Below are 25,453 nucleotides of genomic sequence, written 5' to 3'. Positions count from 1 at the left end.
GACCTATTCCTCTTCGTCGGCGTCCTTGTCCTTCGACTTCAGCGCTGAAAGCTTGGCGAAGACGGCGTTGGCGTCAAGTTCGCGGTCCTCGTCCTTCGGCTTTTCGGGCGCCGGCACCAGCCGTTCGGTCAAGGCGGCCGGCAGCAGCGTATCGCCGACCGGCTGCGCCTGCTCGCGGCCGCGCGAGGCGCGGTTGATTTCCATATCGAGGTCGATCTGCGACGTCAGGCCGAGCGTCACCGGATCCATCGGCTGGAGATTGGCGGAGTTCCAGTGCTTTCTGTCGCGGATCTGGTCGATCGTCGACTTCGTTGTGCCGACAAGGCGGGCAATCTGCGCATCCTTGAGCTCGGGATGGTTGCGCACCAGCCAGAGGATGGCGTTGGGCCGGTCCTGGCGCTTCGACAGCGGCGTGTAGCGCGGACCCTTGCGTTTGGATTCCGGCACCCGCACCTTGGGATCCGAGAGCTTCAGCCGGTGGTTCGCGTCCTTCTCGGCGCGCGCGATCTCGTCGCGAGTGAGCTGGCCGGTCATGATCGGGTCCATGCCCTTGATGCCTTGCGCCGACTCGCCGTCGGCGATCGCCTTGACCTCAAGCGGATGCAGTCCGCAGAACTGCGCGATCTGCTCGAAGGAAAGCGCTGTGTTGTCAACCAGCCAGACGGCGGTCGCCTTTGGCATCAGCAGCGTATTGGCCATTACAAAAATCCTTCTCGTTCGCCCGCGTTCCCGCGCGGGCGGTGGTTTAGAGCCACCAAAATGGGAAAATCGCGGTCTATATAACCGCTCGCTCGCCGTTTCGCAATGTTTTTGGCAGGCGCGCGTCAAGGACGGCACGGCAGCGCGACCAGCAGACCGCGAAGGGTCGGCAGATGACGCCATGCAGTCGAAAGCTTCAAAAAGACAAAGCCCGCCAGACCAAGGTCGGGCGGGCTCGGAACCGGCGACGGAAATCCGTCTGCTGCGGCTCTGGCTTCTAAAGCTTGATCCCGAACCGCGGCTCGGCGTTGCCGAAAAGCAGCGCCCGGTCTTCGAGCGGGATCGTGCTCGAGATTAAAGCCCTTTGCGGGCGATTCTCTCGATGTCGCCGCGGTTGATGCCGAGGTCGTTGAGCTGACGAGCATTCAGCCGGTTCAGTTCGCGCACGGTTTCGTTGTACATGCGCCAGTTACGGAAAGCGCGGATCGGGTTCATGATAGTCCTCCATCGTTTTGATGCCGCGTAAATAGGCATCGGCGATGAAAAATTGAACAGACGCTTTTGCATGGCCGCAATGCGTTTGTTGCATTGCACCATTAAGCTTTCGTTCAGCCTGTTTGCGGGCCGTCAGGCGACATCGAGCACAATCTTGCCGATGTGCTCACCCTCCTCCATCCGCTCATGCGCCCGCCACGCTTCCTTGAGCGGGAAGATCGTATCCATCACCGGCGCAACCTTGCGCGTGCCGAGCAGCGGCCAAACCTGCGCCTCCAGCGCAGCCGCAACTGCCGCCTTGAACTCCACGGTGCGTGGCCTGAGCAGCGATCCTGTGTGCACGAGCCGCTTGGCCATGATCTTGAAGAAATCGGCGCTCGCCACCGCCCCGCCCTGCGTCGCGATCTGGACGATGCGGCCTTCCATGGCTGCAGCCTCATAGTTTCGCGCCACATAGTCGCCGCCGACCATGTCGAGGATGACATTGGCACCCTTGCCGCCGGTTGCCTCCTTGACTGCGGCGACGAAGTCCTCCTCGCGGTAGTTGATCGCCCGGTCGGCGCCGAGCTTGAGGCAGGCGTCGCATTTCTCCTTGCTGCCGGCGGTGGTGACGACATAGGCGCCGAAAGCGGCAGCAAGCTGGATCGCCGTGGTGCCGATACCCGACGAGCCGCCATGCACGAGCAGTGTCTCGCCGCTCTTCAGGCCGCCGCGCTCGAAGACATTGTGCCAAACAGTGAAGTAGTTTTCCGGCAGCGCCGCCGCTTCGGTGTAGGTAAAGCCGGCGGGCAGCGGCAGCACGCTGCCGGCGTGCACTCTGACATATTCGGCATAGCCGCCGCCCGCCGTCAGCGCACAGACCCGGTCGCCGACGCGCCAGCGCGATATCTCGTCACCAAGGGCAGCGACTTCGCCTGCTGCTTCCAGGCCCGGCAGATCCGACGCTCCCGGCGGTGGCGGATAGGCGCCCCTGCGCTGTTGCACGTCCGGCCGGTTGACGCCGGCGGCCCGCACCCGGATCAGGATCTCGCCGGAACCGGGAACCGGTACGTCGCGGGTTTCCGGTTTCAGCACCCGCGGCCCGCCCGGTTCCGATATGGCGATCGCCATCATCTTCGCCGGAATTTTCTGTGCGTTCGCCATGAATTTTCCCGTCGTGCTCCGCCGGTTTCTCGTGCCAGCTCTTGCCCGCCATTTGCATCCATACCCTTGCCCTATGTATGCTCATTGGCAAATCAGGCAAATGGGCAATCACGGAGGAGCGACGATGGCGATCTTCGACGACGAACCCAAGAAGAAAGCGCGCCCGCACGAGATCGGGCAGGATCTGTCGCTGCTTTCCGTCGATGAATTGTCCGAACGGATCGGTATCCTGCGCGACGAGATCGCCCGGCTGGAAGCCGAGCTCAAGACCAAGGGCTCGACCAAGTCGGCGGCAGAGGCGCTGTTTCGCCGCGGGTAGTTACTGCGGGTAATTCCAAAAGCTCGGGCACGCCGCCGAAAAGCCGAATGCCGCTGTCTCCAGACTTGTGCCCTAAACCCCAGCCGGATTGAAAAATGTTCGCAAGCTACAGACCGATCCTCTCGCTGCTGCGCGGCACCGCGTTCCTGTTGGCGGCATCCGGACTGCACGGTCTGCTGTTGCCGCTGCGCGGCCAGGTGGAGGGCTTCTCGACGGCATCGCTCGGCCTGATGGGCACGGCTTGGGCCGGCGGCTTCGTCACCGGCTGCTTCTTTGCGCCACGCATCGTGCGCCGCGCCGGTCATGTCAGGGCTTTCGGCGCCTTTGCCGCATCGGGAGCGATCGTCGCACTGCTCACCGGCCTGATCATCGACGAATATACCTGGATCCTGCTGCGCGCCTTCACCGGCTTCACCATGGCCGGCGCCTTCATGGTCATCGAAAGCTGGCTCAACGAGAAGGCCACCAACGAAAACCGCGGCACCGTCTTCGGCCTCTACATGATGGTCACCTATGCCTCGATCATGGGCGGTCAGATGATCGTTGCCGGCGGCGATGTGAGATCGGCGTCGCTGTTCATGATCACCGGCATTCTGTTCTGCCTGTCGCTAATCCCGACGGCGGTCTCGACGGCGTCTCACCCCAAGCCGCTGCAGGACGTGTCGCTTGACGTCAAGGGGCTCTACGTCAATTCGCCGGTGTCGGCGATCGCTTGCGTGCTGATCGGCATCGCCAACGGCGCCTGGGGTACACTTGGTGCCGTCTATGGAGCGCGCATCGGCATCTCGACAGCCGAGATCGCGCTGATGATGAGCCTCGTGGTCATCGCCGGCGCCGCCATGCAGCTTCCGGCCGGGCGGCTCTCCGACACGACGGACCGTCGTTTCGTGCTGGCGGGCGCGGCCTTCGGCGCTGCGCTGTTTGCCATCGCCATCTTCCTGTTCGAACCGCGCTCCGGCGTCTTCGTCATCGTCTGCACAGCCGCCTACGGCGCCTTCGCCTACACGCTCTATTCGATCGCGGTGGCGCATGCCAATGACCATGCGCGATCGGAGGACTTCGTCAAAGTGTCGGGCGGCCTGCTGCTGCTTTATGGCTTCGGCACGATGATCGGTCCGCTGGTGGCCGCCGGCCTGATGGGCTGGATGCGCCCTGAGGGGCTGTTCCTGGCCACTGCGCTCGCGCATCTCAGCCTGGCTGGCTATACGCTGCTGCGCATCAGCCGTCGCGCGCGGGTGCCGATCGAAGGCCGCGATGCCTTCAAGACCCAGCCGGCCGATCGTTCGGTGACGCCGGAAGCGTTGCGGCTCGACCCGCGCAGAAAAGCTGAAGCCGACAGTTGAGATTCGAGGCGCTTTGCCCCACAAATAAGGCATGATGCTTTCCGACGCCTTCATGGCGATTGCCGATCCCAACCGGCGCCATCTCTTGGAAGAGCTCCGGCGCGGACCGAAGACCGTCAACGAATTGGCATCCGGCTTGCCGGTGTCCCGCCCGGCCGTTTCGCAGCACCTGAAGGTGCTGCTTGATGCGGGGTTGGTCAACGCCAAGCCGGAAGGCACCAGGCGCGTCTATACGGTCAGCAATGCCGGCTTCCTGAAGCTCAACATCTGGCTTGACCAGTTCTGGGATGCGGAGCAGCTCGGTTCACCCGGAAGCTGAGAGGCATCGTCAGCGCGTCGAGCAACTATGCAGCATCGAGCCTAGAGTATCCGTGTTGGTCAAGGGAGAGATGGTGTCCAGGTCCGATTGTCCCTGAGTAGTGCGTTTGCGAGGATGATGAGCTTTCGCATGATGGCTGTGATGGCGAGTTTTGAGGCTTTGCCGTCGGCCGTGAGTTGGTGGTATTTTGCCTTTAGATCGGGATTGAAGCGCATGGCGACGAGGGCGGGCATGTAGAGTGCCTGTCGGACATTGGCTCGCCCGCCACGGATGAAGGCGCGGCCGATCCAGTTGCCGGACTGTCGTGCGACGGGAGCGAGGCCTGCGAGGGAAGCAGCCTGACCCTGACCGAGCGTGCCGAGTTCGGGCATTTCGATGAGAAGCGCGAAGGCGGTGATTGCCGAGACGCCCGGGATCGAGACGAGGATAGCGAAGCGACGGGAGAGATCGGGATCGGACTGGATGAGCGCCGTGATCTCCTTTTCGACAGCAGCCATTTGACGTTCGATCTGCCTGAGCTGCTGGGCATTGTGGCGCTTGAGGATGGGAAGGGTTAGCGCCTTGGCCCTGTTCCTCGCCGCCGTCCGGTTCTTCACCAGCGCCTCGCGCGCCATGTGCAGGTCCTTGAGGTCATTGAGGATCGGGCTGCGCACCGGTCGTGCTTCGAGATCGAGAAGAGCGCCCATGCGCGCCAGCATGGCGGCGTCCAGCCGGTCGGTCTTGGCGATCCTGCCGGTGGCCTCGGCGAAGCGCCGGGCTTGGCGTGGGTTGACCTTGACCAGCGCAAGGCCAGCCGCCGCCAGCTTCCGCTCAAAGGCCCGGTGATATGGACCTGTCGGCTCATAGACGATGCGTACGCCGGGCGGGTCCAACCGGCTCGGGCTCAACCAGCTCATGAACGCCTTGTGGCCGCGGCTGTCGTTGGCAAAACGCCGGCTCGCGCCGTCGCTCAGCCTGTGGGCGTCAAGATGGTCTTTCGAAATGTCGATCCCGATGGTATCGTTGGTCATCTTTCACTTGTCCTGTGCTTGTCGTTCGGAGCCGAACTCCGGGTATCCGTTCAGGCCTCAAGGGAAAGACGAGGGCGATCCGACTCTAGCTCGACCGTCAAACGGTCAGCAATTCCACCGATCCGACCCTCGCCGCTGAGGGAGGGCGGCTACCCTCTCTCAGCGTTCCTTTCTGACCCATTCGGCAGCGAAAGTCATAAGACAAGCAATTCCAGGAAAAGTGTGAAACGGTTTTCCGTCCGGAATTGCGCAAAAACAAAGAGATAGAGCGATTCGGCGTTTCCGTGAAACGATGAACCACTCTAGCCATTGTTGTAGGGGAAGAGCTTGAAATACGGCTGCGCTTCCTCGATCACACGGGCAACCGAGGGGCGTTGCAGCAACCGGTCGTGATAGCGCCTGACCGCAGGATATTCGTCTCCGAACGGCTCGACCTTGTTGGCGTAGAACAGCGCGGGGGCGGCAGCGCAGTCGGCCATGGTGAAGCTCGCACCCACCGCCCATGTCCTCGACCGCATGTCCTGTTCAATGATGGCGTAGGAGCTGCGCAGCTGGGCGCGGGCCTGCTCGACGCCGAACGGATCGGTCTTGCCCTCCGGCCGCAGCCGGTCGCCAACGATCTTCTGCATCGGTTCCTGGACGTAGAAGTCATAGAAGCGGTCGGCAAGCCGGGTCTGGCGAGCGAGATCGAGATCGGCGGGGATCAGTTCGACCGGCCCAGGATAATACGCGTTGAGATATTCGATGACGATCGTCGATTCCGGCACGGTCCGGTCCAGCGCTTCATCGCGCAGCACCGGCATCTTGCCGAGCGGCCACAATTTCAGAAACGCCGCGCGCGACTGTTCATTGCCGAGATCGACAACGACCGATGTGAATGGCGTGCCGTTCTCATAGAGCGCGATCAGCGGTTTCCAGCAGAAGGAGGCCAGCGGATGAAGATGCATCGTCAGGGACATTTTTGCTCCTATCTTTGGTGCTTCGTCTCGCGGGCATCCGGTGTCAAGGTTCGGCCCGCTGCTACGTGGCCCGGCTGTGGGCGACGATCGCATCGATGATCGCGGCCCAATCGTCGGGATGCAGCTCGTGGCCGCCGCCCTCGATCCGGACCAGTCTTGCACCGGCGACCGCGTCGGCAAGAGCGGCGCCATGCTCGGCTGGAAAGATCGGATCGTCGGTGCCGTGGACAACGAGGAGCGGAATCTTCATCTCGTGCAGCCGCCCCGTCCAGTCCTCGCCGCTCCGATCTTCGCCGCCCTTGAGCATGAAGTGATTGGTCGCGCTGAGAAAGCCGCCGGACCGGTCGTAGTCCTGTTCCACGAACGCTCTCGTCCGCGCCTCATCGAACGGATGCGCGGTGCCGGCGAGCGCACGCGCGTTTTTGACCATGAAATCGACCGCTTGGCCACGGTCAGACCAGTCGACCTTCGCGCCTTCGGCCGAATGTTTCCTATAGGCCTCGGTGGTTCCGGGCAAATGCGACGTATCGATGCCCAAGGGCGAGCTGCTGATCACCGTCAGCGAAGTGACACGCGACGGGTATTTCAACGCAACGAGCTGCGCGATCATGCCGCCCATCGACATGCCGACCACGTGCGCCTTTCGGAGTCCCTGGTCGTCAAGGACGCGGACGGCATCGTCCACCATGTCGTCGAATGTATAAGGCGGCTCGCCCGGCGCGTATTTGGTCGAACGGCCGGTATCGCGATTGTCATAGCGGATCACGAAGCGACCCTCGCCGGCCAGCTTCCGGCAAAACGCTTCGGGCCACCAAAGCATGGAAGCCATCGCGCCCATGATCAACAACACCGCCGGATGGGCCGGATCGCCGAACGTCTGGGATGCGATTTCGGGGTGTTCGGCGTTTTTCATGGCTTTCCTCCTTGGGCTTCCAATCCGATTGCATTTTGCAATCAGTTGCACGATATTAAAACCGATACGATAATGCAACCGGTTTTTGGAGATTCGCATGAACATCGATCGTCGGTCCGGATGCCCCATCAACCTGTCGCTCGAAGTGTTCGGTGACCGGTGGAGCCTGATCATCCTTCGCGACATCATCTTCGGCGGCAGACGCCACTTTCGCGAACTGCTCAACGGCTCGATGGAGGGCATCGCCTCCAACATCCTCGCCGACCGGCTGAAGCGGCTGATGGAGCTCGGCATGCTGACCAAGGCGGACGATCCCTCCCACAAGCAAAAGGCGATCTACAGCCTGACCGAAATGGCGATTACGCTGGTGCCGATCCTGGCGCATCTCGGCGCCTGGGGCCGCGTCTGGCTGCCGGTCAGCGAAGAGCTCTCTATCCGTGCCGAGCTTCTGGAAAAAGGCGGCCCGCCGATGTGGGATAAGTTCATGAACGAGTTGCGCCACGAGCATCTGGGTGCGTCTCCCGCCCCATCTGGACCCACCGTCCGCGCGACTTTGCAGGCCGGATACGATGCGGTAGTCGCCCGCAAGGCGGAGCGAGTTGGCTGCGATCCGGCGCCATGACCAACTTATTTTCCCAATTGCGGGCTGGCTCTGCTATCAAGGGACTGAAGATAATTTACGGATTGGATAACGCTCTTGGTCGAGAACTCTAAGGACACTGCCCGTGCGCGGGCCGATTTGCGTTTCAAGAAACAGGAAGAGGCAGCCACGGTTCGCCAGAAGGCGATGGCGGAATATGTCGCCGAGAGCGACGCTCGCCAAGCCAAGACCAACAAGCTGCGGGCGCTGCGCCTCGCCAAGGAAGCGGAAGACCTGGCCAATGCGCCTCCGGCCCCGGTGAAGAAGCCTCGGGCCAAGAAGAAATAGGCCGGCGCTCCCAGAATCCATGCTTCCTTCCGCACGCGAAACAGTTCACTCGGAGTCTGTTCTGACGGCTGATAACTGGCGCGTTCAGGAGACGGCCATGACCGCACTGACGCTCGACGAAGCCCTTGAAATCAACGCCGCCGCCTTTGCCAAGGGTGCCTAGCTCAAGCTCGGGCCGCTTGGCGTCTCGGTGCTCGACGCCGGCGCCCATCTGGTCGCGTTCCAGCGTCAGGACGGCGCCTCGTTCCTGCGTCCGCAAATGTCGGCCGGCAAGGCCTATGGCGCGCTCGCTATCGGCATGGGCCCGCGCCGGGTGGAAGCTTTCGCCAAGGAGCGCCCGCATCTGATCGCCGGCGGCTCCGACGTGTCGGGCGCGCGCGCGCGGCGTGCTGATCCGCGACAACGCCGGCACGATCATCGGCGCCATCGGTATTTCCGGCGACACGTTCGACAATGATGAAACGGCAGCCATCGCCGGCTCGAGGCGGCTGGCTTCACCGCTGACCCGGGCTGAGCCGGGATCCTTAATTCATATTGATGTCGCGGGTGGCCGACCGCATTGACACCGAAAAGCCGGCCAGCACGTCGATCAGCGCTATGACCATCAGTGTGAAGAAGACGGAATGGGCGGCGCCCTTCACCAGCAGGAACTCGACCAGATAGGCCACAAAGACGAAGGTCGACAAAAGATGGTCCATGATCGAGGCACTTGTCGTGCGCGTCGACTTCACCACTTCGACGAACAAGAAGATCAGTGCGATCAGCACGATGAGGTCGCCGAGGGTCATCGAGAACACGCCACCCGACATCATCCGGACCGAAAACATTTCGGTGGCCCACGGATCGTCGCCGCTGCCGAATATTCCCAGAAGCCCAAGATTGTAGAGGATGAAAGGCACGATCAGCAGCGGGATGGCACCGAACATGTGGCGGCTCCGGTTGGACTGATCTTTGTAGAGTGCGCCCGGCGTTCGCCGTCAAGAATTTTCGTGCGGCCGATAAACACGGACAAAGACGGCGTGAAACAACAATGTCAGGCCCGGCTGATACGATCAGTTGTCGCAAACGCAAAAAGACCGGCCAATGGCCGGTCGTTTCGCAACCCAATAAACCGTCGAAAGCTCTATCAGCTTTCCTTCGGCTCCAGAACCTGGCGACCGCGATACATGCCGGTCTTCAGGTCGATATGGTGCGGACGGCGCATCTCGCCGGAGTTCTTGTCCTCGACATAGGTCGGGGCCTTCAGTGCGTCGGCAGAACGGCGCATGCCGCGCTTCGACGGAGAGGTTTTTCGTTTCGGAACGGCCATGGATATGCTCCACTACATGGTCAAAACGCCCCGGCGGCCCTCGTGAAAGGGCCACATCAGGGGCCGGAATCTGAGAAAGTCGGGTGCCTATACACGCCCGACAGCGTTTTGGCCAGCGTCGCCGTGTTTTTTTTTGACACTATCGCAGGCAACCGACATAGGCGCCGGCGCGGCCGGCGCGCCGTTCGATCAACGCGGCAAGCCGCCTCAGTCCCGGCCCGGGCTTCGCCGGATTGCGCACGATCGGATTCGGCAAGGTGACGGCAAGCAGCGCTGCCTGCCGCCGCGACAGCTGTTTTGCCGAGACGCCGAAATGATGCTGGGCGGCGGCCTCGATGCCGTAGATGCCCGGTCCCCATTCGGCGATGTTGAGGTAGATCTCCATGATCCGCCGTTTCGACAGCACCGCATCGAAATAGACGGCCAGCGGCAGTTCCACGACCTTACGGACCGAGCCCAACGGCCGCGACCATAGATAAAGATTCTTTACCGTCTGCATGGTGATGGTCGAGGCGCCACGTGTCATCTCGCCGGCGAGCGCATCGTCGACGACGCCGCGCAACTCGCCCAGATCGACGCCGCGATGGAAACAGAACTGCCCGTCCTCCGACATGATTACCGAATATGCCAGCACCGGCGCGACATCGTCGATGGAAACCCAGCGCCGATCGTAGCCGGAAAACGTCGCCAGGTCCTTCAGCATCAATGTCGACACCGGATGCACGAATGACGGCAGGTACAGGAAGGTCAGCACCACCGGCACCAGCGCCAGCACAACGGCGACGGCAATGCCGCGCCGGACTCGGCGTTGAAGACCGATGCGGCTGCCGCGTCTCGGTCTCGCCATGTCCAACCCTTCGGTTTCGTGATCGACGATCGGTTCCGCCAAGCCACCCAGTCCGCGCTACTCCCTGCCCCCGGCATAATGGCGCTTGGCTTCTTGCGCAATGTCTGAGTGTCGGCTACCGCTCCCGACCATGACGAAAGACGACCAAATGGCGTTCGAAGCTGCACTTATTGCCCGGGCAGTTCCGCTCGAGGCGCTGCTGAGGCGGTTGCTCGACGGACGGACGCTTTCGGGCGAGGTCGCGCGGCCCGAACGCCTGATGGCGGCAATGCGACATGGCGTGCTGAACGGCGGCAAACGACTGCGTCCCTTCCTGGTCATGGAAAGTGCTGCACTGTTTTCAGCCGACGGCGAGGCGGCGCTGCGCGTCGCGGCGGCGCTCGAATGCGTGCACTGCTATTCGCTCATCCATGACGATCTACCGGCCATGGACGACGACGATTTGCGCCGCGGCCAGCCGACCGTGCACAGGGCTTTCGATGAGGCGACCGCCATTCTTGCGGGCGACGCCTTGCTGACACTTGCCTTCGACATCCTTGCCGACGAGGCGACAATGCTGCCGGCCGAGCGCAGGGCAACGCTGGTGCTGGCACTGGCCCGCGCCGCCGGGGCGGGAAGCATGGTCGGCGGCCAGATGCTCGATCTCGAAGCCGAACAAAGCCGGCCGGACGAGGCCGGCATCATCCGGCTTCAGGCGATGAAAACCGGTGCGCTGATCCGCTTTGCCTGCGAAGCGGGCGCTATCCTTGCCGGCGCGCCGTCGGGCGACCGCGAGAGGCTGGCCGAGTTCGGCTCGGCGATCGGGCTTGCCTTTCAGCTTGCCGACGATCTGCTCGACCTGACCGCCGACGCGCATCAGATGGGCAAGGCGACCGGCAAGGATGCCGCGGCCGGCAAGGCGACGCTGGTCGCGCTGCACGGACCGGACTGGGCGCGGGGCCAGCTCCATGGCCTCGTTGACCAGGCTCATGCGTTGCTCGAACCTTTTGGCGAGCAAGCTGCGCTCCTGAAACAAGCGGCGCAGTTCGTAGCGGCCCGCAACAATTAAGCGCGCCCCTATGGCGCGCCGGAGAAGTGGCGACTGATCGGCCGAACGTCCTCGCAACCGGCCGATCGGGATCATTTCCGGCGATGTCGGAACACATGGACGCGCCACACCAGTTGCTGAGCCATTCTTCAGCCTCGCGGCAGGGTTCCGCGGCTCGGGTGGACAGCGGTCAGCCTTCGCCAGTTGTCTTTTCCACCACGGGCTGCGGAACCGTTTCCATCTCGGCCGCCGCCTCGACCGCCCGCGCCTCGGCCGGCTTGCGCCGGTTGCGGATGAAGGCGGCGATGCGGTCGCGGATTTCGCCGGCACTGAGAAACACCGGAACGCGCGCCACCGGCGCGGTCGGCTCAAAGGACAGGCCAAGGCCGGTGATCCTGCCCTTGTCGTCGACGTCGCGGACGATCAGCTCGATCGGACCGAGCAGCACGCGGTCGGCATATTCGGCGTGGCCGCCGAGCCGCGTAGTGACCAGGTCGCCAATGCTGAGCTTGCGTTCCGCTTCGGTCAGGCCCGGCGCGTAGGCGGTTTCCAGTTCCTCGGCGGGGCGTGACGGATCGACGGCGAAGGCGCCGAAGAAATCCGCGTCCTCGGGATCGACCACGGCACGGCTGGCGAACAGCTTGTCGAGCAGGCGCGGATAGCGGTCCGGCACGAAGATGTAGACATGGTCGCCGGCCGCGAGCCGGCCCATATCCTGGAAGCGCATCGAGCGTCCGTCGCGCAGCACCAGCGACGGCCGCGCCCAGCGCGGAATGCGTTCGCCGCGCGCCACCGGGCTGCCAGGTGACACGCGGTAGGCGAGAAGCTCATGATGGGCGGAGCCCGGCAGTTCCAATTCGACCTTGTCGAGCGGTCCCAGGCGGGCCGGCACGATAAGGCCGAGACGGCGCGCCAGCGGCCCGACGGTCCATCCCTGGATGATCAGCGAGACCAGCACGATGATGAAGGCAGTGTTGAAGATGAGGCGGCCGTTCTCAAGACCGCCGAGCAGCGGCGTGATGGCAAGCAGGATCGACACGGCACCACGCAGGCCAACCCACGAGACGAAGGCGACTTCCGGGCGTGGCAGACGGAACGGCACCAGGCAGAGCCAGACGGCGATTGGCCGTGCCACAAATACCAGGAACAGGCCGAGCAGCACTGCCGGCACCAGGATCGCCGGAAATTGTGAAGGCGTCGCGAACAGGCCGAGGATCAGGAACATGATGATCTGCGCCAGCCACGACATGCCGTCCTGGAAGCGCTTGAGGATGGTCACGGCCCGGATATCGGAATTGCCGGCAATCAGGCCTGCGAGATAGACCGCCAGGAAGCCGGAGCCGCCGACGGCACCGGCGGCAGCGAACACCATAAGCGACAGCGTCAGCACGAAGATCGGCAGCAGGCCGTGATCGAGATTGAGGCGATCGACAAGGCGCACAATGGCCATGCCGCCGAGAATGCCGATGACCGCGCCGAGCCCCATGTTGACAAGGAAGCCGACGGCAAGATCGGTGACCAGCACCTTGGCCTCGGGGTGGGTATTGGCGGCGATGACCTCGACCAGCGTGATGGTCAGGAAGATGGCGATCGGGTCATTTGTGCCGGATTCCACCTCGAGCGTGGACCGCACGCGCTCGCGCAAATTGATCTCGCCGGCGCGCAGCAGGAAGAACACCGCCGCGGCGTCGGTCGAGGCGACGGCGGCACCGAGCAGGAAGGATTCCAGCCAGGTCAGGTCGAGCAGATAATAGGCGGCGGCGCCGAAGAGCCCGGTGGTCAAAAGGACGCCGAATGTGGCCAGCGACAGCGCCGGCCCGGCCGCCTGCCGCAAGGCGTTGAGCGGCGTGCCGAAGCCGGAATCGAAAAGGATGACCGCCAGCGCCAATGAGCCGGCAAAATAAGCAACTCGGGCATTGTCGAAATGGATGCCGAGACCGTCGGTTCCGGTGGCGAGGCCGATGCAGAGAAACAGCAGCAGGAGAGGGGCGCCGAAACGGAAGGCGATCAGGCTTGAAAACGCGGCGGCAACGACAAGTGCTGCGCCAACGAGCGTCACAAGATAGATACCATGCTCCATTCGTTGGTCGCCCCTAGTCGATATGCTACGGCATCACGGGAGAGTGGGGCGAAGACATGGCCGCTGCAAGGCAGCAGCGTGGCTTTTTGCCCCACGCTGCCGATCGTCGAAAGTTTTGGCACCCCCGAGCAGCGGAGCGTGCCTCGGCGGTTCGTGCTGCAATGAAAAACGCCCGGACTGAGCCGGGCGTCTCCAAGTCGAGAAGCTGGCTCTGCGATCAGGCGATGGTCTTGCCGAAGGCGACGGCGGTATCGCCCATGCGGTTGGAAAAGCCCCACTCATTGTCGTACCACGACAGCACCGAAACGAAGTTGCCGTCCATGACCTTGGTCTGGTCGAGCGCCACGATCGAGGAATGCGGATCATGGTTGAAGTCGATCGAAACATTGGGGTGACGGGTAACGGCGAGGATGCCCTTCAGCTTGCCGTTCGAGGCGGCGATCACCGCGTCATTGATCTCCTGGACGGTGGTCGGCCGTTTGGCGATAAACTTGAAATCGACGAGCGAGACGTTCGGGGTCGGCACGCGGATGGAGATGCCGTCGAGCTTGCCCTTGAGTTCGGGCAGTACCAGGCCAATGGCCTTGGCAGCACCGGTCGAGGTCGGAATCTGCGACAGCGCGGCGGCGCGGGCGCGGTAGAGGTCCTTGTGCATGGTGTCCAGCGTCGGCTGGTCGCCGGTGTAGGAATGGATCGTCGTCATCATGCCCTTCTCGATGCCGACCGCCTCATTCAGCACGGCCGCCAGCGGCGCCAGGCAGTTGGTGGTGCAGGAGGCGTTCGAGATGACGATGTGGTCCTTGGTCAGCTTGTCGTGATTGATGCCATAGACGACGGTGAGATCGGCGCCCTCTGCCGGAGCGGAGACGAGAACGCGCTTGGCACCGGCGGTCAGATGGGCGACGGCCTTGTCGCGGGCGGTGAAGATGCCGGTGCATTCGAGCGCGATGTCGATGCCAAGCTCCTTCCAGGGCAGTTGCGTCGGATCCTTGATCGCGGTGACCTTGAATTTTTCCTTGCCGACGATGATCTGGTCGCGGTCAACCGTCACCTCATGCGGAAAGCGGCCATGCACGCTGTCGAAGCGCAGCAGATGCGCGTTGGTCTCGACCGGGCCGAGATCGTTGACCGCGACGACGTCGATATCCTTGCGGCCGGATTCATGGATGGCGCGCAGGATGTTGCGGCCGATGCGGCCGAATCCGTTGATGGCAACTCTGACGGTCATTGTTCTCTCCCTGGGAGTTGGAGGCCGAAGATCAAGTCCGCAGCTTCATAACGGCGGACGGGCAAAGAATCCAGCCGCCGAGGCGTGGATTTAAATCGATTAGTGCTCCACCGCCCGGCAAAACCGCTATGCCAGCCTTTGCCGGGCGAGGCTCACTTTCATTTGCCATGCAGACGGGCTTCCGCCGCCTTCACCGTTGCCTCGACTGTGATGCCGAAATGCGGGTAGAGCTGTTCGATGGTGCCGGAGGCGCCGAAGCCGGTCATGCCGACAAAGATGCCGTCGGTGCCGATGAAGTGATCCCAGCCCTGACGGATGCCGGCTTCGATGGCAATCTTGAGCGGCGCATTGCCGATCGTCCTGCTGCGATAGTCGGCGCTCTGCTTGTCGAACAATTCGAAACACGGCACCGAGACGACGCGGGTCGCGTGGCCGTGCTTTTCCAAGGCCTCGCGGGCGGCCAGCGCGATCTCGACCTCGGAGCCCGACGCGAAGATCGTCACCGCCGCCTCGCCACTGGCGGCGGCAAGTTCATAGGCGCCGCGGCTGGAGAGGTTTTCCGCAACGAAGTCGTTGCGTACCGTCGGCAGGTTCTGCCGGGTCAGCGCCAATGTCGAAGGCGTCTTTTCCGACTCAATGGCCAACTGCCAGCATTCCGCGGTTTCCACCGCGTCGGCTGGGCGGAAGACATTGTGGTTCGGAATGGCGCGAAGTGCTGCCAGATGCTCGACCGGCTGATGGGTCGGGCCGTCTTCGCCAAGGCCGATGGAATCATGGGTCATGACGAAGATCGAGCGGATGCCCATCAGCGAAGCAAGCCGCATCGCCGGACGGGCATAATCGGAAAAGCACATGAAAGTGCCGCCATAGGCGATAATGCCGCCATGCAATGTCAGCCCGTTGAGCGCGGCCGCCATGCCGTGCTCGCGAACGCCGTAATGAACGTAGCGCTGGCCGTAATCGTCGGCGGTGATGTTCTTGGTCTGGCTGGTCTTGGTGTTGTTGGAGCCGGTCAAATCGGCCGAGCCGCCGATGGTTTCGGGCAGGGCGCCGTTGATGACCTCCAGCGCCATTTCCGATGACTTACGGGTGGCGACCTTCGGCTTGTCGGCGACGAGCTTCTTCTTGTAATCGCCAATGACGGCGTCGAAGTTGGCCGGCAACGTGCCACTGATGCGGCGTTCGAACTCTGCGCGCAATTTGGCATCAGCCTTGGCAAGGCGGCTTTCCCAGTCGGTGCGCGCCTTGACGCCGGTCCGCCCGGCGGTACGCCATGCGTCGAGGATATCGGCCGGAACCTCGAAGGGCGGATAATCCCAGCCGAAGAATTTTCTGGCGCCAGCGATTTCCTCGGCGCCGAGCGGCGAGCCATGCGCCTTGTTGGTGCCGGCCTTGGTCGGCGCGCCGAAGCCGATCGTCGTCTTGCAGGCGATCATCGTCGGCTTGTCGGAGTGGCGGGCCGCTTCGATGGCATAGGCGATCGCTTCCGGGTCCTGGCCGTCGATATGGCTGGCATTCCAGCCGGACGCCTGGAAGCGGGCGACCTGATCGGTGTTATCGGCGAGCGACACCGGGCCATCGATCGAGATGTTGTTGTTGTCCCAGAAGACGATCAGCTTGTTCAGCTTCAGATGCCCGGCAAGCGCGATGGCTTCCTGGGATACGCCTTCCATCAGGCAGCCGTCGCCGGCCAGCACATAGGTGTAGTGGTCGACGAGATCTTTGCCGAAAGCGGCATTCATGATGCGCTCGCCGAGCGCGAAGCCGACCGAATTGGCAAGGCCCTGGCCGAGTGGGCCGGTCGTCGTCTCAATGCCCGCGGCATGGCCGTATTCCGGGTGGCCCGCCGTCCTCGACCCCAATTGGCGGAACTGCTTGATCTGCTCGATGGTGATGTCTTCGTAGCCGGTCAGATAGAGCAGCGAGTAAAGCAGCATCGATCCGTGGCCGGCCGACAGGATAAAGCGGTCGCGGTCCGGCCAATGCGGGTTTTTCGGATCGTATTTGAGAAAGCGGGTGAACAGCACCGTGGCGATGTCGGCGCAGCCCATGGGCAGTCCGGGGTGGCCGGAATTTGCCTTCTCGACGGCGTCCATGGCGAGAAAACGGATCGCATTGGCCATCCGGTCATGTTGTTCGCGCGAGGTCATGCTTCCTCCAAAATGGGGGTTTGGGCCTTGGGAAAGCCCTTGAAAAGGGTGCGCGACACATAGCAGGCGCGGCCTTTTAGTCAACAAATCGGTGTGCTTTTGCCGGTCTTGTGATGGCCGTGCGCGACTTACATTAGCGTTAGCAGGGGACAGTCGCGACAGCTTTATTGACGTGCGGTTCACACGACGCGTAATGTTTCAGGGATAACGCGTTCTGAACGTGGATGATTCGGTGATGGGCAGGGCGCAGGACGAAAGCCATGACCGGGGAAACGACCCTCAAGGAAGTCATTGCCAGGCTGGGTAAGGCCATCGAAGGGCTGGAAAACGCCGTCGCGGCCAAGCTTGAGCATGAGCGGGACTATTCGGAAGCCGAGGCCGAAGTGCAGCGGATGAACGCCGACCGCTCGCGGCTGGCGCAGGAGCTCGACAATTCCGAGGCCCGCGCCGAACGGCTGGAAGATGCCAACAAGGAAGTGTCGCGAAGGCTGGTGACAGCCATGGAAACCATCCGCGCGGTACTGGACAGGTAGGCCAATGGCACAAGTCACGGTTTCCATCGACGGCAAGCAGTATCGGATGGCCTGCGACGAGGGCCAGGAAGAGCATCTGATCGATCTTGCCGAGCGCTTCGACCGCTATGTCTCGCATCTGAAGGATTCTTTTGGCGAGATCGGCGACCAGCGGCTGACCGTGATGGCCGGCATCATGGTCATGGACGAGCTTTCGGAACTGCAAAAGCGGGTCAAGGGCATGGAAAGCGAAGTGCTGACGCTGCGCAAGACGCGCGATGACGCACTGACCAAGGCCGACAAGAACGATTCCGTGCTGACCGGGGCGCTCGGCGCACTGGCCCAGCGCATGGAAGACCTGGCGACGACGCTGGCAGTGAACAAGGCCTGAACCAGCGCAGCGAAAATTCCTGCTGCATTTGCCGAGAAGCAATGAAAATATTTCGCCGCCGGCCTTGATGCCGGCGCAACAGGCGTTTGAAGGATGACGCCGGAGTGATAGAAAGGCAAAAGCAGCGCCGGCCAACGCCGGCTGCGATCTGCACGCACAGGGTAAGGGACACGTCATGAGCCTTCGCATCAACGATATCGCACCGGACTTCACCGCTGAGACCACGCAAGGACCGATCAGCTTCCATGAATGGATCGGCGATGGCTGGGCGGTATTGTTCAGCCATCCGAAGAACTTTACGCCGGTTTGCACGACCGAACTCGGCACAATGGCCGGGCTCGAAGGCGAGTTCAGGAAGCGCAACGTCAAGATCATCGGCATCTCGGTCGATCCCGTCCAAAGCCATGAAAAGTGGCAGAACGACATCAAGACCGCGACCGGTCATTCGGTGAACTACCCGCTGATCGGCGACAAGGATCTCAAGGTCGCCAAGCTCTACGAGATGCTGCCGGCGGGTGCCGGCGAGAGCTCGGAAGGCCGCACGCCCGCCGACAATGCCACGGTGCGTTCGGTTTACGTCATCGGGCCCGACAAGAAGATCAAGCTGGTTCTCACCTACCCGATGACGACGGGCCGCAACTTCGACGAAATCCTGCGCGCCATCGATTCCATGCAGCTGACCGCCAAGCACCAGGTGGCGACGCCGGCGAACTGGAAGCAGGGCGAGGACGTCATCATCACCGCTGCCGTCTCGAATGAGGATGCCATCAAGCGCTTCGGCGCCTATGAGACGATCCTGCCATATCTCAGGAAAACCAAGCAGCCTTCCGCCTGAGCAGGCAGAGGCGGCACAGAGAGTTTTCGGTTTTCCTGGCCGTGTGAGCATGGGGTGCTTGACGATGCCTGGTTGACGGACAACCATGCCTTTAATTTGCCGTGGCAGAGAAAATCCTTCCTGCCGTGGTGAGGGGCGAAGGAGGCTGGATTGGACGCATTATCGGCCAGGTCGCAGGTCACCGGCTTCTATGACAAGCCGAGCGGGTCCGTCCAGTATGTGGTCGCCGACATGGCGACCCGCAAATGCGCCATCATCGATCCGGTGCTCGACTTCGACGAAAGGTCCGGTGCAACGGCAACGAAAAACGCCGACGCCCTGCTCGACTTCGTCAGGGAAAGCGGGCTGGAGGTCGAGTGGATCCTCGACACGCATCCGCATGCGGATCATTTCTCCGCCGCCCATTATCTGAGGGGGAGAACCGGAGCGCCGACGGCAATCGGCGAGAAGGTCATCGACGTCCAGAAATTGTGGAAGGTGATCTACAACTGGCCGGAATTCCCCGCCGACGGTTCGCAATGGGACAGGCTGTTCGCCAACGGCGCAACTTTTTCGGTCGGCGGCATTGCGGCAAGAGTGCTGTTCTCGCCGGGCCACACACTGGCCTCGATCACTTACGTCATTGGCGACGCCGCCTTCATCCACGACACGCTGTTCATGCCGGACAGCGGCACCGCAAGGACAGACTTTCCGGGCGGCAGTGCCGAGCGGCTCTGGCGTTCGATCGAGGACATCCTGGCGCTGCCGGACGAGACACGTCTGTTCGTCGGTCACGACTACCAGCCGGGCGGTCGCGAAGCGCGGTGGGAAAGCACGGTCGCGGAGCAGAAAGCCGGCAACATCCATGTTGCCGGCTGCAAGACGGAAGCCGACTTCGTCGCGCTCCGCCAAGCCCGCGACAGGACGTTGCCGATGCCGCGGCTGATCCTGCACGCGCTGCAGGTCAATATGAATGGCGGACGCCTGCCGGAACCGGAATCCAACGGGCAGCGCTATCTGAAGTTTCCGCTCGATTGCCTGTGAGAGGATGGGTCGCTGGCACTACAATGCCATTCAGACTCGGCGCCGCCCTCATCGTTCTGCGATGGTCATCCAAGCTATTGATCCTGATTCGATTTTTGCGATGTTTGAATCCGATAGGTCTATGCGGGACGACGGTGGCGGCAGCCGGATGAGGAGCAGCGCAGACGCCAGCCAGTCGAGCGTCAGGGTTTTGTTCGGCGGGCTAAATGTTCATACGTGATTTGCCAAGGATCGCTCTCGGAAGATCTTTCCTCGCCGATCCAATGGAAGCTGGTGGCAGTGATCTCGGTGAAACGCCATCGAGTTTGCAGACCGCGCGAGTCATTGCCGAGCTGGATAATGTCCTTACCCTCGGCCCGCCCGATCTGGCGCGAGTGATCCCGGTTGAGCGGGTCGTTCCATATGATATGCCAGCCATCGATCCCAGGGTCGAAGATGCGCAAGGTTGTGCCATACATCGCGGACGGAGCAGGGCGCTTGGGCCTGATCCAAACGTCCTGAATCGCGCGGCCATCGAGCACCCAGCCAAAATGGCATTCGCCATCCCATTTCTGGATTGTGCCGTCGTCGAGGTAGTGGACCGAGTCCATCTCCCAGCTTCCAATTAGCCATCCATACAGGGCCATGTCTTTCGCTCGATCGGCTGGCGGACCGTCGGATCCGAGGGCGGCCAGAAACGGAGAAATCGTCATCATCACACTGCCTTTCGTTTCCAATAGACGAACTCAACTGCCCGACGGACCGTTGTCGCGCCCGCCTGCCGCAAGCGCCGGGTTGTGGAATGCCGCGGTCGGCGCCGCAACATTGCCGCCACAGCTTGCAGCCTTGCGGTTTTCAGGGCTTGGGGAAAATTGCGACAATGCCGCTATCAATGAGATCGTCTGGGGACGCCTGGCAAGGCTACTGAGCAGTTAGGGCGACGGATCGGACATCCGCGAAGGCGCCGCGGAACCGGCAACCCGCTAATGCATGTCGCGCAAAAGTGTGCAGCGGTTTTGCGATAACGACATGCATAAAAACAAGAATCTAAAGCGCGTCGCACAAGGCCGGCCCGAACGCGACGCGCTTTAGAAAAAAACGGCGGCGCCAGTTACCTGACGCCGCCGTTATTTGTTTCTACCGGAAGGCCTTACGCCGCCGGCTGCGCCTCGATGGTGCGCAGCGCCTGCGTCTGGCGCTTGGCTGCGGCCTTGACCGCGTCCTGCACCTTCTCGAAGGCGCGCACCTCGATCTGGCGCACGCGCTCGCGGCTGATATCGAACTCGGCCGACAGCTCTTCAAGCGTCAACGGCTCATCGGCGAGGCGGCGCGCCTCGAAGATGCGGCGTTCGCGGTCGTTGAGCACGGCAAGAGCGCCCGACAGCATGCCGCGCCGGTTTTCCAGCTCGTCCTGCTCGATCAGCATCTCTTCCTGGCTTTCGTGGTCGTCGACCAGCCAGTCCTGCCATTCGCCGGACTCGCCTTCACTGGCCCGGATGGGCGCATTGAGCGAGGCGTCGCCCGACAGGCGGCGGTTCATCGACACGACTTCCGCTTCCGAGACGTTCAGCCGGGTGGCAATCTCGGTGATCTGATCGGGCTTCAAATCGCCTTCGTCGAGCGCCTGGATCTTGCCCTTCACCTTGCGCAGGTTGAAGAACAGGCGCTTCTGGTTGGCGGTGGTGCCCATCTTGACCAGGCTCCACGAGCGCAGGATGTATTCCTGGATCGAGGCCTTGATCCACCACATCGCATAGGTGGCGAGACGGAAGCCGCGCTCCGGTTCGAATTTCTTGACGGCCTGCATCAGGCCGACATTGCCTTCCGAGATCACCTCGCCGATCGGCAGGCCATAGCCGCGATAGCCCATGGCGATCTTGGCGACGAGCCGAAGGTGGCTGGTGACGAGCTTGTGCGCAGCTGTGGTGTCCTCATGCTCGGCATAGCGCTTGGCGAGCATGTACTCTTCCTGCGGCTGAAGCATCGGAAAGCGGCGGATTTCTTCCAGGTAGCGGCTGAGACCGCCTTCGCCGGAAACGATACTGGGTAATGACTGGGCCATGATAGCGCCCCCTCTCTATTGGAGTGATGCCCCCGAAACGCGGCGGGCATGTGGCGCGAATGCCAAAGGCACATTCGCGCCAACCGACATATATAGGAACAAAACCAGAAAGACAGGCATTTGTTCAACACGAAACAGTGTGTCACGTTGAAGTGAACAACGCCGGTCAGGTTTTCAGGTGGTTGGTTCAGAGCTTGCGGAAGCCGTCGACGAGTTCCTCCATGTCCCACGGTATCGGTGCTTCGAACCTCATCGTTAGATGGGTATCGGGATGGCGAAATGCAAGGAGGCGGGCGTGCAAAGCTTGTCGCGGAAACGCCTTTACCTCGCTTCTTAGCGGCTCGGGCAACCGATTGGCCTTGGTGCGGAAAGCCTGGCCGTATTCGGGGTCGCCAATCACCGGATGGCCGATATGGGCCATGTGGACGCGTATCTGGTGAGTGCGACCGGTTTCCAGTCGGCATTCGACCAGGCTCGCCGTGGCGAATTCCTGCTGCTGCTCGCCAAAGCGCTCAACGACGGTGAAATGCGTGACGGCGTGGCGGGCATCGTCGCGGCCTTGCGGCACCACGGCGCGGCGTACCCGGTCGGCGGCGCGGCCGAGCGGCGCGTCGACCGTCCCGGTCGGCCTTGCCGGTATGCCCCAGACCAACGCCAGATAGGCGCGCTCGAGATCGCCGGTCAGGCCGTGGTCGGCAAAGGCCTCCGACAACGCCTTGTGGGCGCGATCGGTCTTGGCGACGACCATGACGCCGCTGGTCTCCTTATCGAGGCGATGGACGATGCCCGGCCGTCTCACCCCGCCGATGCCAGACAGGCTGTCGCCGCAATGATGGATCAGCGCGTTGACCAGCGTGCCGGTCCAGTTGCCGGCGCCGGGATGCACGACCAGCCCGGCCGGCTTGTTGATGACGATCAGCTCGCTGTCCTCATAGAGGACGTCCAACGCAATATCTTCGCCTTGCGGCGCCGCCGGTTCCGGCTCCGGCATATCAACCGACACGCTGTCACCTTGTGCCATCTTGCGCTTCGTTTCGCTGGCTGGCTTGCCGCCGATCCTGACGGCGCCCTGCTTTATCAGCATCTGTACCCGGCTGCGCGACATATCGGGGCCGAGCCTGGCCGCCAGCCATTGGTCGAGCCGCTGGCCGGCCGCATCAGCGCCCGCCTCCAGGACGATCGGTCCGGCCCCTATTAATTGTCTGACCACTTCGTTATGAGCGCTCATCGAAAACAGTTCCGGAATCTGCTGCCATGGCCCGGCCGCTTGCCGACGAAGACGAGGAAAAGCCGCTCGACCCCGAGGTCGAAAAGGTGCGGAGGAAGCTCGTCCGCTTCGTCGCCATCAATCTCGGCCTGCTGTTCCTCGCCCTTATGGTGGTGATCGCGGCACTTGTCTACAAAGCGCGCAACGCGCCGCCTGCCGCCCCTCCGCTAGGCAGCGACATCCAGGTGCCGATCGGCGAGACGGTCAACGGCGACATCGTGCTGCCGGTCGGCGCCAGGGTGATCAGCCAATCGCTGTCCGGCAATCACCTGTCGATCGACGCAGAGCTGCCCGACGGCAGCCGCGCCATCTTCGTCTATGACATCACCGAGCGCCGCATCGTTGGCCATTTTTCGATCAGGAACAAATGACCGGTTTTGCCGAACACCGCAGCATTGCCACGGTCGCGCTTATCGTCGCAAATTATGACGAGGCGATCTCGTGGTATGTCGACCAGCTGGGTTTTGTTCTCACCGAAGATGTCGATCTCGGCGGCGGCAAACGCTGGGTCACGATCACGCCGGGCAAAGGGCAAGGCGCGCGCCTGCTTCTGGCCGAAGCATCCGACGATGCGCAAAGGGACGCCGTCGGCAACCAGACCGGCGGGCGGGTCTTTTTGTTCCTCGAAACCGACGATTTTGCCCGTGACCATGCGCTGATGCTCGAAAAGGGCGTCGAATTCCGTGAGGCGCCCCGGCACGAGACCTATGGCACTGTGGCGGTTTTCGCCGATCTTTATGGAAATCTCTGGGACCTGATCGAGCCAAAACGCTAGGCTTGCAGCGGATACTTCACCGGCGCGATCGGCAGCCTTAAGCCTAGTTGCTTTTTGCCAGCCGTCAGCCTATATCGCCGGTTCTTGAACGCGCCCATCGTCTAGCGGTCAGGACACCGCCCTCTCACGGCGGGAACAGGGGTTCGATTCCCCTTGGGCGTACCAAGTCTCTCCAAGCTCTCGGCAAACCATCAATCCGATCCATCGCCTCGGGTCGCGGCGGATTTGGCTCATTGCCGCTTCTGGTGCAGCGGAGCCGATTGCATTAGCATTGCATCGTGGGTCTTGAGGCACAGCGTTAGCGGCGCGCAGAACGTCGCGCTGAACAGGGCAGTCAATGCCACGCGGGGAGGAGCCAGATACAGAAACTACAATCGCAAGGCGTCCATCACGCCGGTCGGCACCGCCTGGAGCCGACCTGAGCTGCAGCTGCCGGCGCCGGATCGTTTTGGCGAACTCGGCGAAGGCGCCTCTCCCTCGAAGGGTGGATGCCGGGAAGGCCCTTAGCACCGGCCAGCGAAGCTGCGCGACGCGCATGGCTGGGCTCTAAACGCGCCATACTCCAGTTGCAGTATCGTAGCTTCTTTGCCGTTCGAATTTCTCTCAGTCATGGCTTCGCACGATACCAAGATATGCTGCGAACGACACATTCACGGCGGGCTCAACCATTCGATCTATTCCGGCAAGCCGAAAAGTGTTTGCGCGCCTGCTATTCCTCCGAGCGGATGACTGCCCATGGCGATCATCGGCTCGGTAGTTTCTGCCTCGAACACTGTCGACGCGAGCACCGTCCGTCCCAAAGGCTTGCACAGCCCTTCGATGCGGCTGACAAGATTTACAGCCTTGCCGATCGCGGTGAAGTCCAACCTGCCGGCAGTGCCGATATTCCCCCAGAGTATCTCGCCGACATGCAGGCCAATGCCATATCCGAGCTCAGGGCCGCCATTGCGGCGCCGAGTTTGGTTGAGATGATCTATCCCGGCGCGCGTGGCCTTGACGGCGCGTACCGCAGCGTCACATGCGGCATTTGCATCTCGCTCGCCAATCGGGAAAATCGCGAGGACGCCATCACCTATAAACTTGAGAACCTCACCACCAAATGCGTGCACCGCGCCGGCGACGCAATCGAACCAGGCATCAAGTACCAATACGATCTCGTCTGCATCATGAACCTCGGACAGATCGGTGAAACCTCGAAGGTCCGCGCACAGAAGCGCAGCCCGTATCGTCTCTCCCTTTACTCGACGAGAATGACCGTTGAGCACATGTGCTGCACTGCGCTTTCCCAAATATGCTTCGAGCAATGCGCGTTTCGCGGACCGTTCTGCGAGTGCGGTCATCGGAGCCGCAGCAAACCGGGAGATTTGCCGCAGCAGCTCTGACTGCGCCTCATCCGGAGTATGATCGAACGCCCATACTAAAGTCGGTGCGACACCGCCCGCTCGCTCGTCGAACACGATCGCCCGCGTCGTGCCAAGCCACTCCCGCAGCACGAGCCGGGGATCGGCATTCTGGCGGTCGGCGCCTATCCCCAAAGCCTCGACCACTTCACCCCCAGGCGCTCGCCAGAGCCAGATGCGGCGTGAGATAATCGGGTCGGGAGCATCCTGCGCCAGCGCGCCGGCGATGATCGGCAAGCCGTCTTCAATCAAATGCGTTGAGAGCTGCAATAGAAGTCGCCCACCGTCGCCAATATGCGCGGCGTCGTCCAGAAGGAATGAAAGCGACTTTGCGAGACGCATGGGTAGAAGGTCACTCGGCACCGGCTTATGCTTACGCCTCGAACATCTTCTTGCAACTCCCCACATTCGCTTCAATCATGCAGGTATTCGCTGCGGAT

General features: G+C 62.3%; 32 protein-coding genes and 1 tRNA gene. 17 read left to right on the top strand and 16 right to left on the bottom strand.

What is annotated here, in order from left to right:
* Nucleotides 1-3: 3 nt before the first annotated feature.
* A complete protein-coding gene (locus tag NKH67_RS01280) occupies nt 4-699 on the bottom strand; it encodes a DUF1013 domain-containing protein (RefSeq protein ID WP_023678492.1) in 696 nt (231 codons plus the stop codon).
* Between NKH67_RS01280 and NKH67_RS01275 the strand changes: the two genes are divergently transcribed.
* Nucleotides 692-1,057 (top strand): hypothetical protein, encoded by a 366-nt coding sequence (locus NKH67_RS01275; protein WP_352452477.1) that lies wholly within the window; start codon nt 692-694, stop codon nt 1,055-1,057. The two genes, NKH67_RS01280 and NKH67_RS01275, sit on opposite strands and share 8 nt — an antisense overlap.
* Here the strand turns inward: NKH67_RS01275 and NKH67_RS01270 are convergent.
* On the bottom strand, nt 1,054-1,194 hold the full coding sequence (locus NKH67_RS01270; RefSeq protein WP_023678493.1) for a DUF1127 domain-containing protein: 141 nt from the start codon (nt 1,192-1,194) through the stop codon (nt 1,054-1,056). The two genes, NKH67_RS01275 and NKH67_RS01270, sit on opposite strands and share 4 nt — an antisense overlap.
* A gap of 132 nt (nt 1,195-1,326) precedes the next feature.
* A complete protein-coding gene (locus NKH67_RS01265; RefSeq protein ID WP_352981224.1) occupies nt 1,327-2,337 on the bottom strand; it encodes an NAD(P)H-quinone oxidoreductase in 1,011 nt (336 codons plus the stop codon).
* A 124-nt stretch (nt 2,338-2,461) separates the two neighbouring features.
* On the opposite strand from NKH67_RS01265, the gene NKH67_RS01260 reads away from it, so the two are divergent.
* From NKH67_RS01260 to NKH67_RS01250, 3 genes are all read left to right on the top strand, one after another.
* Nucleotides 2,462-2,656, top strand: coding sequence for a DUF1192 domain-containing protein (locus tag NKH67_RS01260; RefSeq protein ID WP_023678495.1), 195 nt, complete (start codon nt 2,462-2,464; stop codon nt 2,654-2,656).
* Nucleotides 2,657-2,751: 95 nt separating this feature from the next.
* Nucleotides 2,752-3,999: an MFS transporter gene (locus tag NKH67_RS01255; RefSeq protein WP_353030159.1), complete on the top strand. Its 1,248-nt coding sequence runs from the start codon at nt 2,752-2,754 to the stop codon at nt 3,997-3,999.
* 31 nt (nt 4,000-4,030) lie between these two features.
* On the top strand, nt 4,031-4,318 hold the full coding sequence (locus NKH67_RS01250; protein WP_023678497.1) for an ArsR/SmtB family transcription factor: 288 nt from the start codon (nt 4,031-4,033) through the stop codon (nt 4,316-4,318).
* A gap of 59 nt (nt 4,319-4,377) precedes the next feature.
* Here NKH67_RS01250 and NKH67_RS01245 read toward each other — a convergent pair whose 3' ends face one another.
* The 3 genes from NKH67_RS01245 to NKH67_RS01235 all read right to left on the bottom strand — a co-directional run bounded on the left by NKH67_RS01245 (nt 4,378) and on the right by NKH67_RS01235 (nt 7,200).
* Nucleotides 4,378-5,328, bottom strand: coding sequence for an IS110 family transposase (locus NKH67_RS01245; protein ID WP_352458931.1), 951 nt, complete (start codon nt 5,326-5,328; stop codon nt 4,378-4,380).
* A gap of 302 nt (nt 5,329-5,630) precedes the next feature.
* Complete coding sequence (locus NKH67_RS01240; RefSeq protein WP_352685956.1) at nt 5,631-6,287, bottom strand: glutathione S-transferase family protein; 657 nt, start codon at nt 6,285-6,287, stop codon at nt 5,631-5,633.
* A 61-nt stretch (nt 6,288-6,348) separates the two neighbouring features.
* Complete coding sequence (locus tag NKH67_RS01235) at nt 6,349-7,200, bottom strand: alpha/beta fold hydrolase (protein WP_352685954.1); 852 nt, start codon at nt 7,198-7,200, stop codon at nt 6,349-6,351.
* Nucleotides 7,201-7,297: 97 nt separating this feature from the next.
* Here NKH67_RS01235 and NKH67_RS01230 point away from each other — a divergent pair, with 97 nt between their 5' ends.
* The 5 genes from NKH67_RS01230 to NKH67_RS34115 all read left to right on the top strand — a co-directional run bounded on the left by NKH67_RS01230 (nt 7,298) and on the right by NKH67_RS34115 (nt 8,691).
* Nucleotides 7,298-7,822, top strand: a complete 525-nt coding sequence (locus tag NKH67_RS01230) for a winged helix-turn-helix transcriptional regulator (RefSeq protein ID WP_352451127.1) — start codon at nt 7,298-7,300, stop codon at nt 7,820-7,822.
* A gap of 75 nt (nt 7,823-7,897) precedes the next feature.
* Nucleotides 7,898-8,128 (top strand): hypothetical protein, encoded by a 231-nt coding sequence (locus tag NKH67_RS01225; protein WP_023678501.1) that lies wholly within the window; start codon nt 7,898-7,900, stop codon nt 8,126-8,128.
* A 19-nt stretch (nt 8,129-8,147) separates the two neighbouring features.
* Nucleotides 8,148-8,291: a hypothetical protein gene (locus NKH67_RS34125; protein WP_502893701.1), complete on the top strand. Its 144-nt coding sequence runs from the start codon at nt 8,148-8,150 to the stop codon at nt 8,289-8,291.
* Nucleotides 8,292-8,318: 27 nt separating this feature from the next.
* Nucleotides 8,319-8,585, top strand: coding sequence for a heme-binding protein (locus NKH67_RS34120; protein WP_502893707.1), 267 nt, complete (start codon nt 8,319-8,321; stop codon nt 8,583-8,585).
* Entirely contained in the window at nt 8,515-8,691 is a 177-nt protein-coding gene (locus NKH67_RS34115) for a hypothetical protein (RefSeq protein WP_502893700.1), read from the top strand. Before NKH67_RS34120 ends, NKH67_RS34115 begins: the two co-directional genes overlap by 71 nt.
* Here NKH67_RS34115 and NKH67_RS01215 read toward each other — a convergent pair.
* The 3 genes from NKH67_RS01215 to NKH67_RS01205 form a co-directional block, all read right to left on the bottom strand.
* A complete protein-coding gene (locus NKH67_RS01215; RefSeq protein ID WP_352500775.1) occupies nt 8,653-9,054 on the bottom strand; it encodes a hypothetical protein in 402 nt (133 codons plus the stop codon). The genes NKH67_RS34115 and NKH67_RS01215 overlap by 39 nt on opposite strands.
* 200 nt (nt 9,055-9,254) lie before the next feature.
* Nucleotides 9,255-9,437, bottom strand: coding sequence for a 50S ribosomal protein L32 (rpmF, locus tag NKH67_RS01210; protein WP_006203806.1), 183 nt, complete (start codon nt 9,435-9,437; stop codon nt 9,255-9,257).
* A 139-nt stretch (nt 9,438-9,576) separates the two neighbouring features.
* Complete coding sequence (locus NKH67_RS01205) at nt 9,577-10,335, bottom strand: biosynthetic peptidoglycan transglycosylase (protein WP_352500827.1); 759 nt, start codon at nt 10,333-10,335, stop codon at nt 9,577-9,579.
* Between the two features lie 79 nt (nt 10,336-10,414).
* On the opposite strand from NKH67_RS01205, the gene NKH67_RS01200 reads away from it, so the two are divergent.
* Nucleotides 10,415-11,332 (top strand): polyprenyl synthetase family protein, encoded by a 918-nt coding sequence (locus tag NKH67_RS01200; RefSeq protein ID WP_352457948.1) that lies wholly within the window; start codon nt 10,415-10,417, stop codon nt 11,330-11,332.
* A 169-nt stretch (nt 11,333-11,501) separates the two neighbouring features.
* Here NKH67_RS01200 and NKH67_RS01195 read toward each other — a convergent pair whose 3' ends face one another.
* The 3 genes from NKH67_RS01195 to tkt form a co-directional block, all read right to left on the bottom strand.
* Nucleotides 11,502-13,391: a potassium/proton antiporter gene (locus tag NKH67_RS01195; RefSeq protein WP_352685952.1), complete on the bottom strand. Its 1,890-nt coding sequence runs from the start codon at nt 13,389-13,391 to the stop codon at nt 11,502-11,504.
* Between the two features lie 217 nt (nt 13,392-13,608).
* Nucleotides 13,609-14,619 (bottom strand): type I glyceraldehyde-3-phosphate dehydrogenase, encoded by a 1,011-nt coding sequence (gene gap, locus NKH67_RS01190; protein ID WP_353030157.1) that lies wholly within the window; start codon nt 14,617-14,619, stop codon nt 13,609-13,611.
* Nucleotides 14,620-14,777: 158 nt separating this feature from the next.
* The gene (tkt, locus tag NKH67_RS01185; RefSeq protein ID WP_353030155.1) at nt 14,778-16,769 is read right to left on the bottom strand and encodes a transketolase; all 1,992 of its coding nucleotides are present in this window, start codon (nt 16,767-16,769) and stop codon (nt 14,778-14,780) included.
* 260 nt (nt 16,770-17,029) lie between these two features.
* On the opposite strand from tkt, the gene NKH67_RS01180 reads away from it, so the two are divergent.
* The 4 genes from NKH67_RS01180 to NKH67_RS01165 all read left to right on the top strand — a co-directional run bounded on the left by NKH67_RS01180 (nt 17,030) and on the right by NKH67_RS01165 (nt 19,530).
* Nucleotides 17,030-17,302 (top strand): DUF4164 domain-containing protein, encoded by a 273-nt coding sequence (locus NKH67_RS01180; RefSeq protein WP_006200774.1) that lies wholly within the window; start codon nt 17,030-17,032, stop codon nt 17,300-17,302.
* 4 nt (nt 17,303-17,306) lie between these two features.
* Nucleotides 17,307-17,672, top strand: a complete 366-nt coding sequence (locus NKH67_RS01175; protein ID WP_254816554.1) for a cell division protein ZapA — start codon at nt 17,307-17,309, stop codon at nt 17,670-17,672.
* 175 nt (nt 17,673-17,847) lie between these two features.
* On the top strand, nt 17,848-18,507 hold the full coding sequence (locus tag NKH67_RS01170) for a peroxiredoxin (protein WP_023678511.1): 660 nt from the start codon (nt 17,848-17,850) through the stop codon (nt 18,505-18,507).
* Between the two features lie 150 nt (nt 18,508-18,657).
* Nucleotides 18,658-19,530 (top strand): MBL fold metallo-hydrolase, encoded by an 873-nt coding sequence (locus NKH67_RS01165; protein ID WP_352471144.1) that lies wholly within the window; start codon nt 18,658-18,660, stop codon nt 19,528-19,530.
* 182 nt (nt 19,531-19,712) lie between these two features.
* Here the strand turns inward: NKH67_RS01165 and NKH67_RS01160 are convergent, their stop codons facing one another.
* From NKH67_RS01160 to NKH67_RS01150, 3 genes are all read right to left on the bottom strand, one after another.
* A complete protein-coding gene (locus NKH67_RS01160; protein ID WP_352685958.1) occupies nt 19,713-20,225 on the bottom strand; it encodes a hypothetical protein in 513 nt (170 codons plus the stop codon).
* A gap of 434 nt (nt 20,226-20,659) precedes the next feature.
* Nucleotides 20,660-21,571, bottom strand: coding sequence for an RNA polymerase sigma factor RpoH (rpoH, locus tag NKH67_RS01155; RefSeq protein ID WP_023678514.1), 912 nt, complete (start codon nt 21,569-21,571; stop codon nt 20,660-20,662).
* Between the two features lie 187 nt (nt 21,572-21,758).
* On the bottom strand, nt 21,759-22,799 hold the full coding sequence (locus NKH67_RS01150) for an RluA family pseudouridine synthase (RefSeq protein WP_352471142.1): 1,041 nt from the start codon (nt 22,797-22,799) through the stop codon (nt 21,759-21,761).
* Nucleotides 22,800-22,825: 26 nt separating this feature from the next.
* On the opposite strand from NKH67_RS01150, the gene NKH67_RS01145 reads away from it, so the two are divergent.
* The 3 genes from NKH67_RS01145 to NKH67_RS01135 all read left to right on the top strand — a co-directional run bounded on the left by NKH67_RS01145 (nt 22,826) and on the right by NKH67_RS01135 (nt 23,778).
* Nucleotides 22,826-23,209: a fimbrial protein gene (locus tag NKH67_RS01145; protein WP_352471141.1), complete on the top strand. Its 384-nt coding sequence runs from the start codon at nt 22,826-22,828 to the stop codon at nt 23,207-23,209.
* Entirely contained in the window at nt 23,206-23,613 is a 408-nt protein-coding gene (locus tag NKH67_RS01140; protein ID WP_352471140.1) for a VOC family protein, read from the top strand. The genes NKH67_RS01145 and NKH67_RS01140 overlap by 4 nt, the downstream gene beginning before the upstream one ends.
* Before the next feature lie 90 nt (nt 23,614-23,703).
* Nucleotides 23,704-23,778 (top strand) — tRNA-Glu (locus NKH67_RS01135).
* A gap of 509 nt (nt 23,779-24,287) precedes the next feature.
* Here the strand turns inward: NKH67_RS01135 and NKH67_RS01130 are convergent.
* Nucleotides 24,288-25,355 (bottom strand): adenylate/guanylate cyclase domain-containing protein, encoded by a 1,068-nt coding sequence (locus tag NKH67_RS01130; protein ID WP_352471139.1) that lies wholly within the window; start codon nt 25,353-25,355, stop codon nt 24,288-24,290.
* Between the last annotated feature and the right edge of the window lie 98 nt (nt 25,356-25,453).

This window comes from Mesorhizobium sp. M0968, assembly GCF_040319065.1.
Classification (GTDB): domain Bacteria; phylum Pseudomonadota; class Alphaproteobacteria; order Rhizobiales; family Rhizobiaceae; genus Mesorhizobium.
This window is presented reverse-complemented; position numbering and strand designations above follow the sequence as displayed.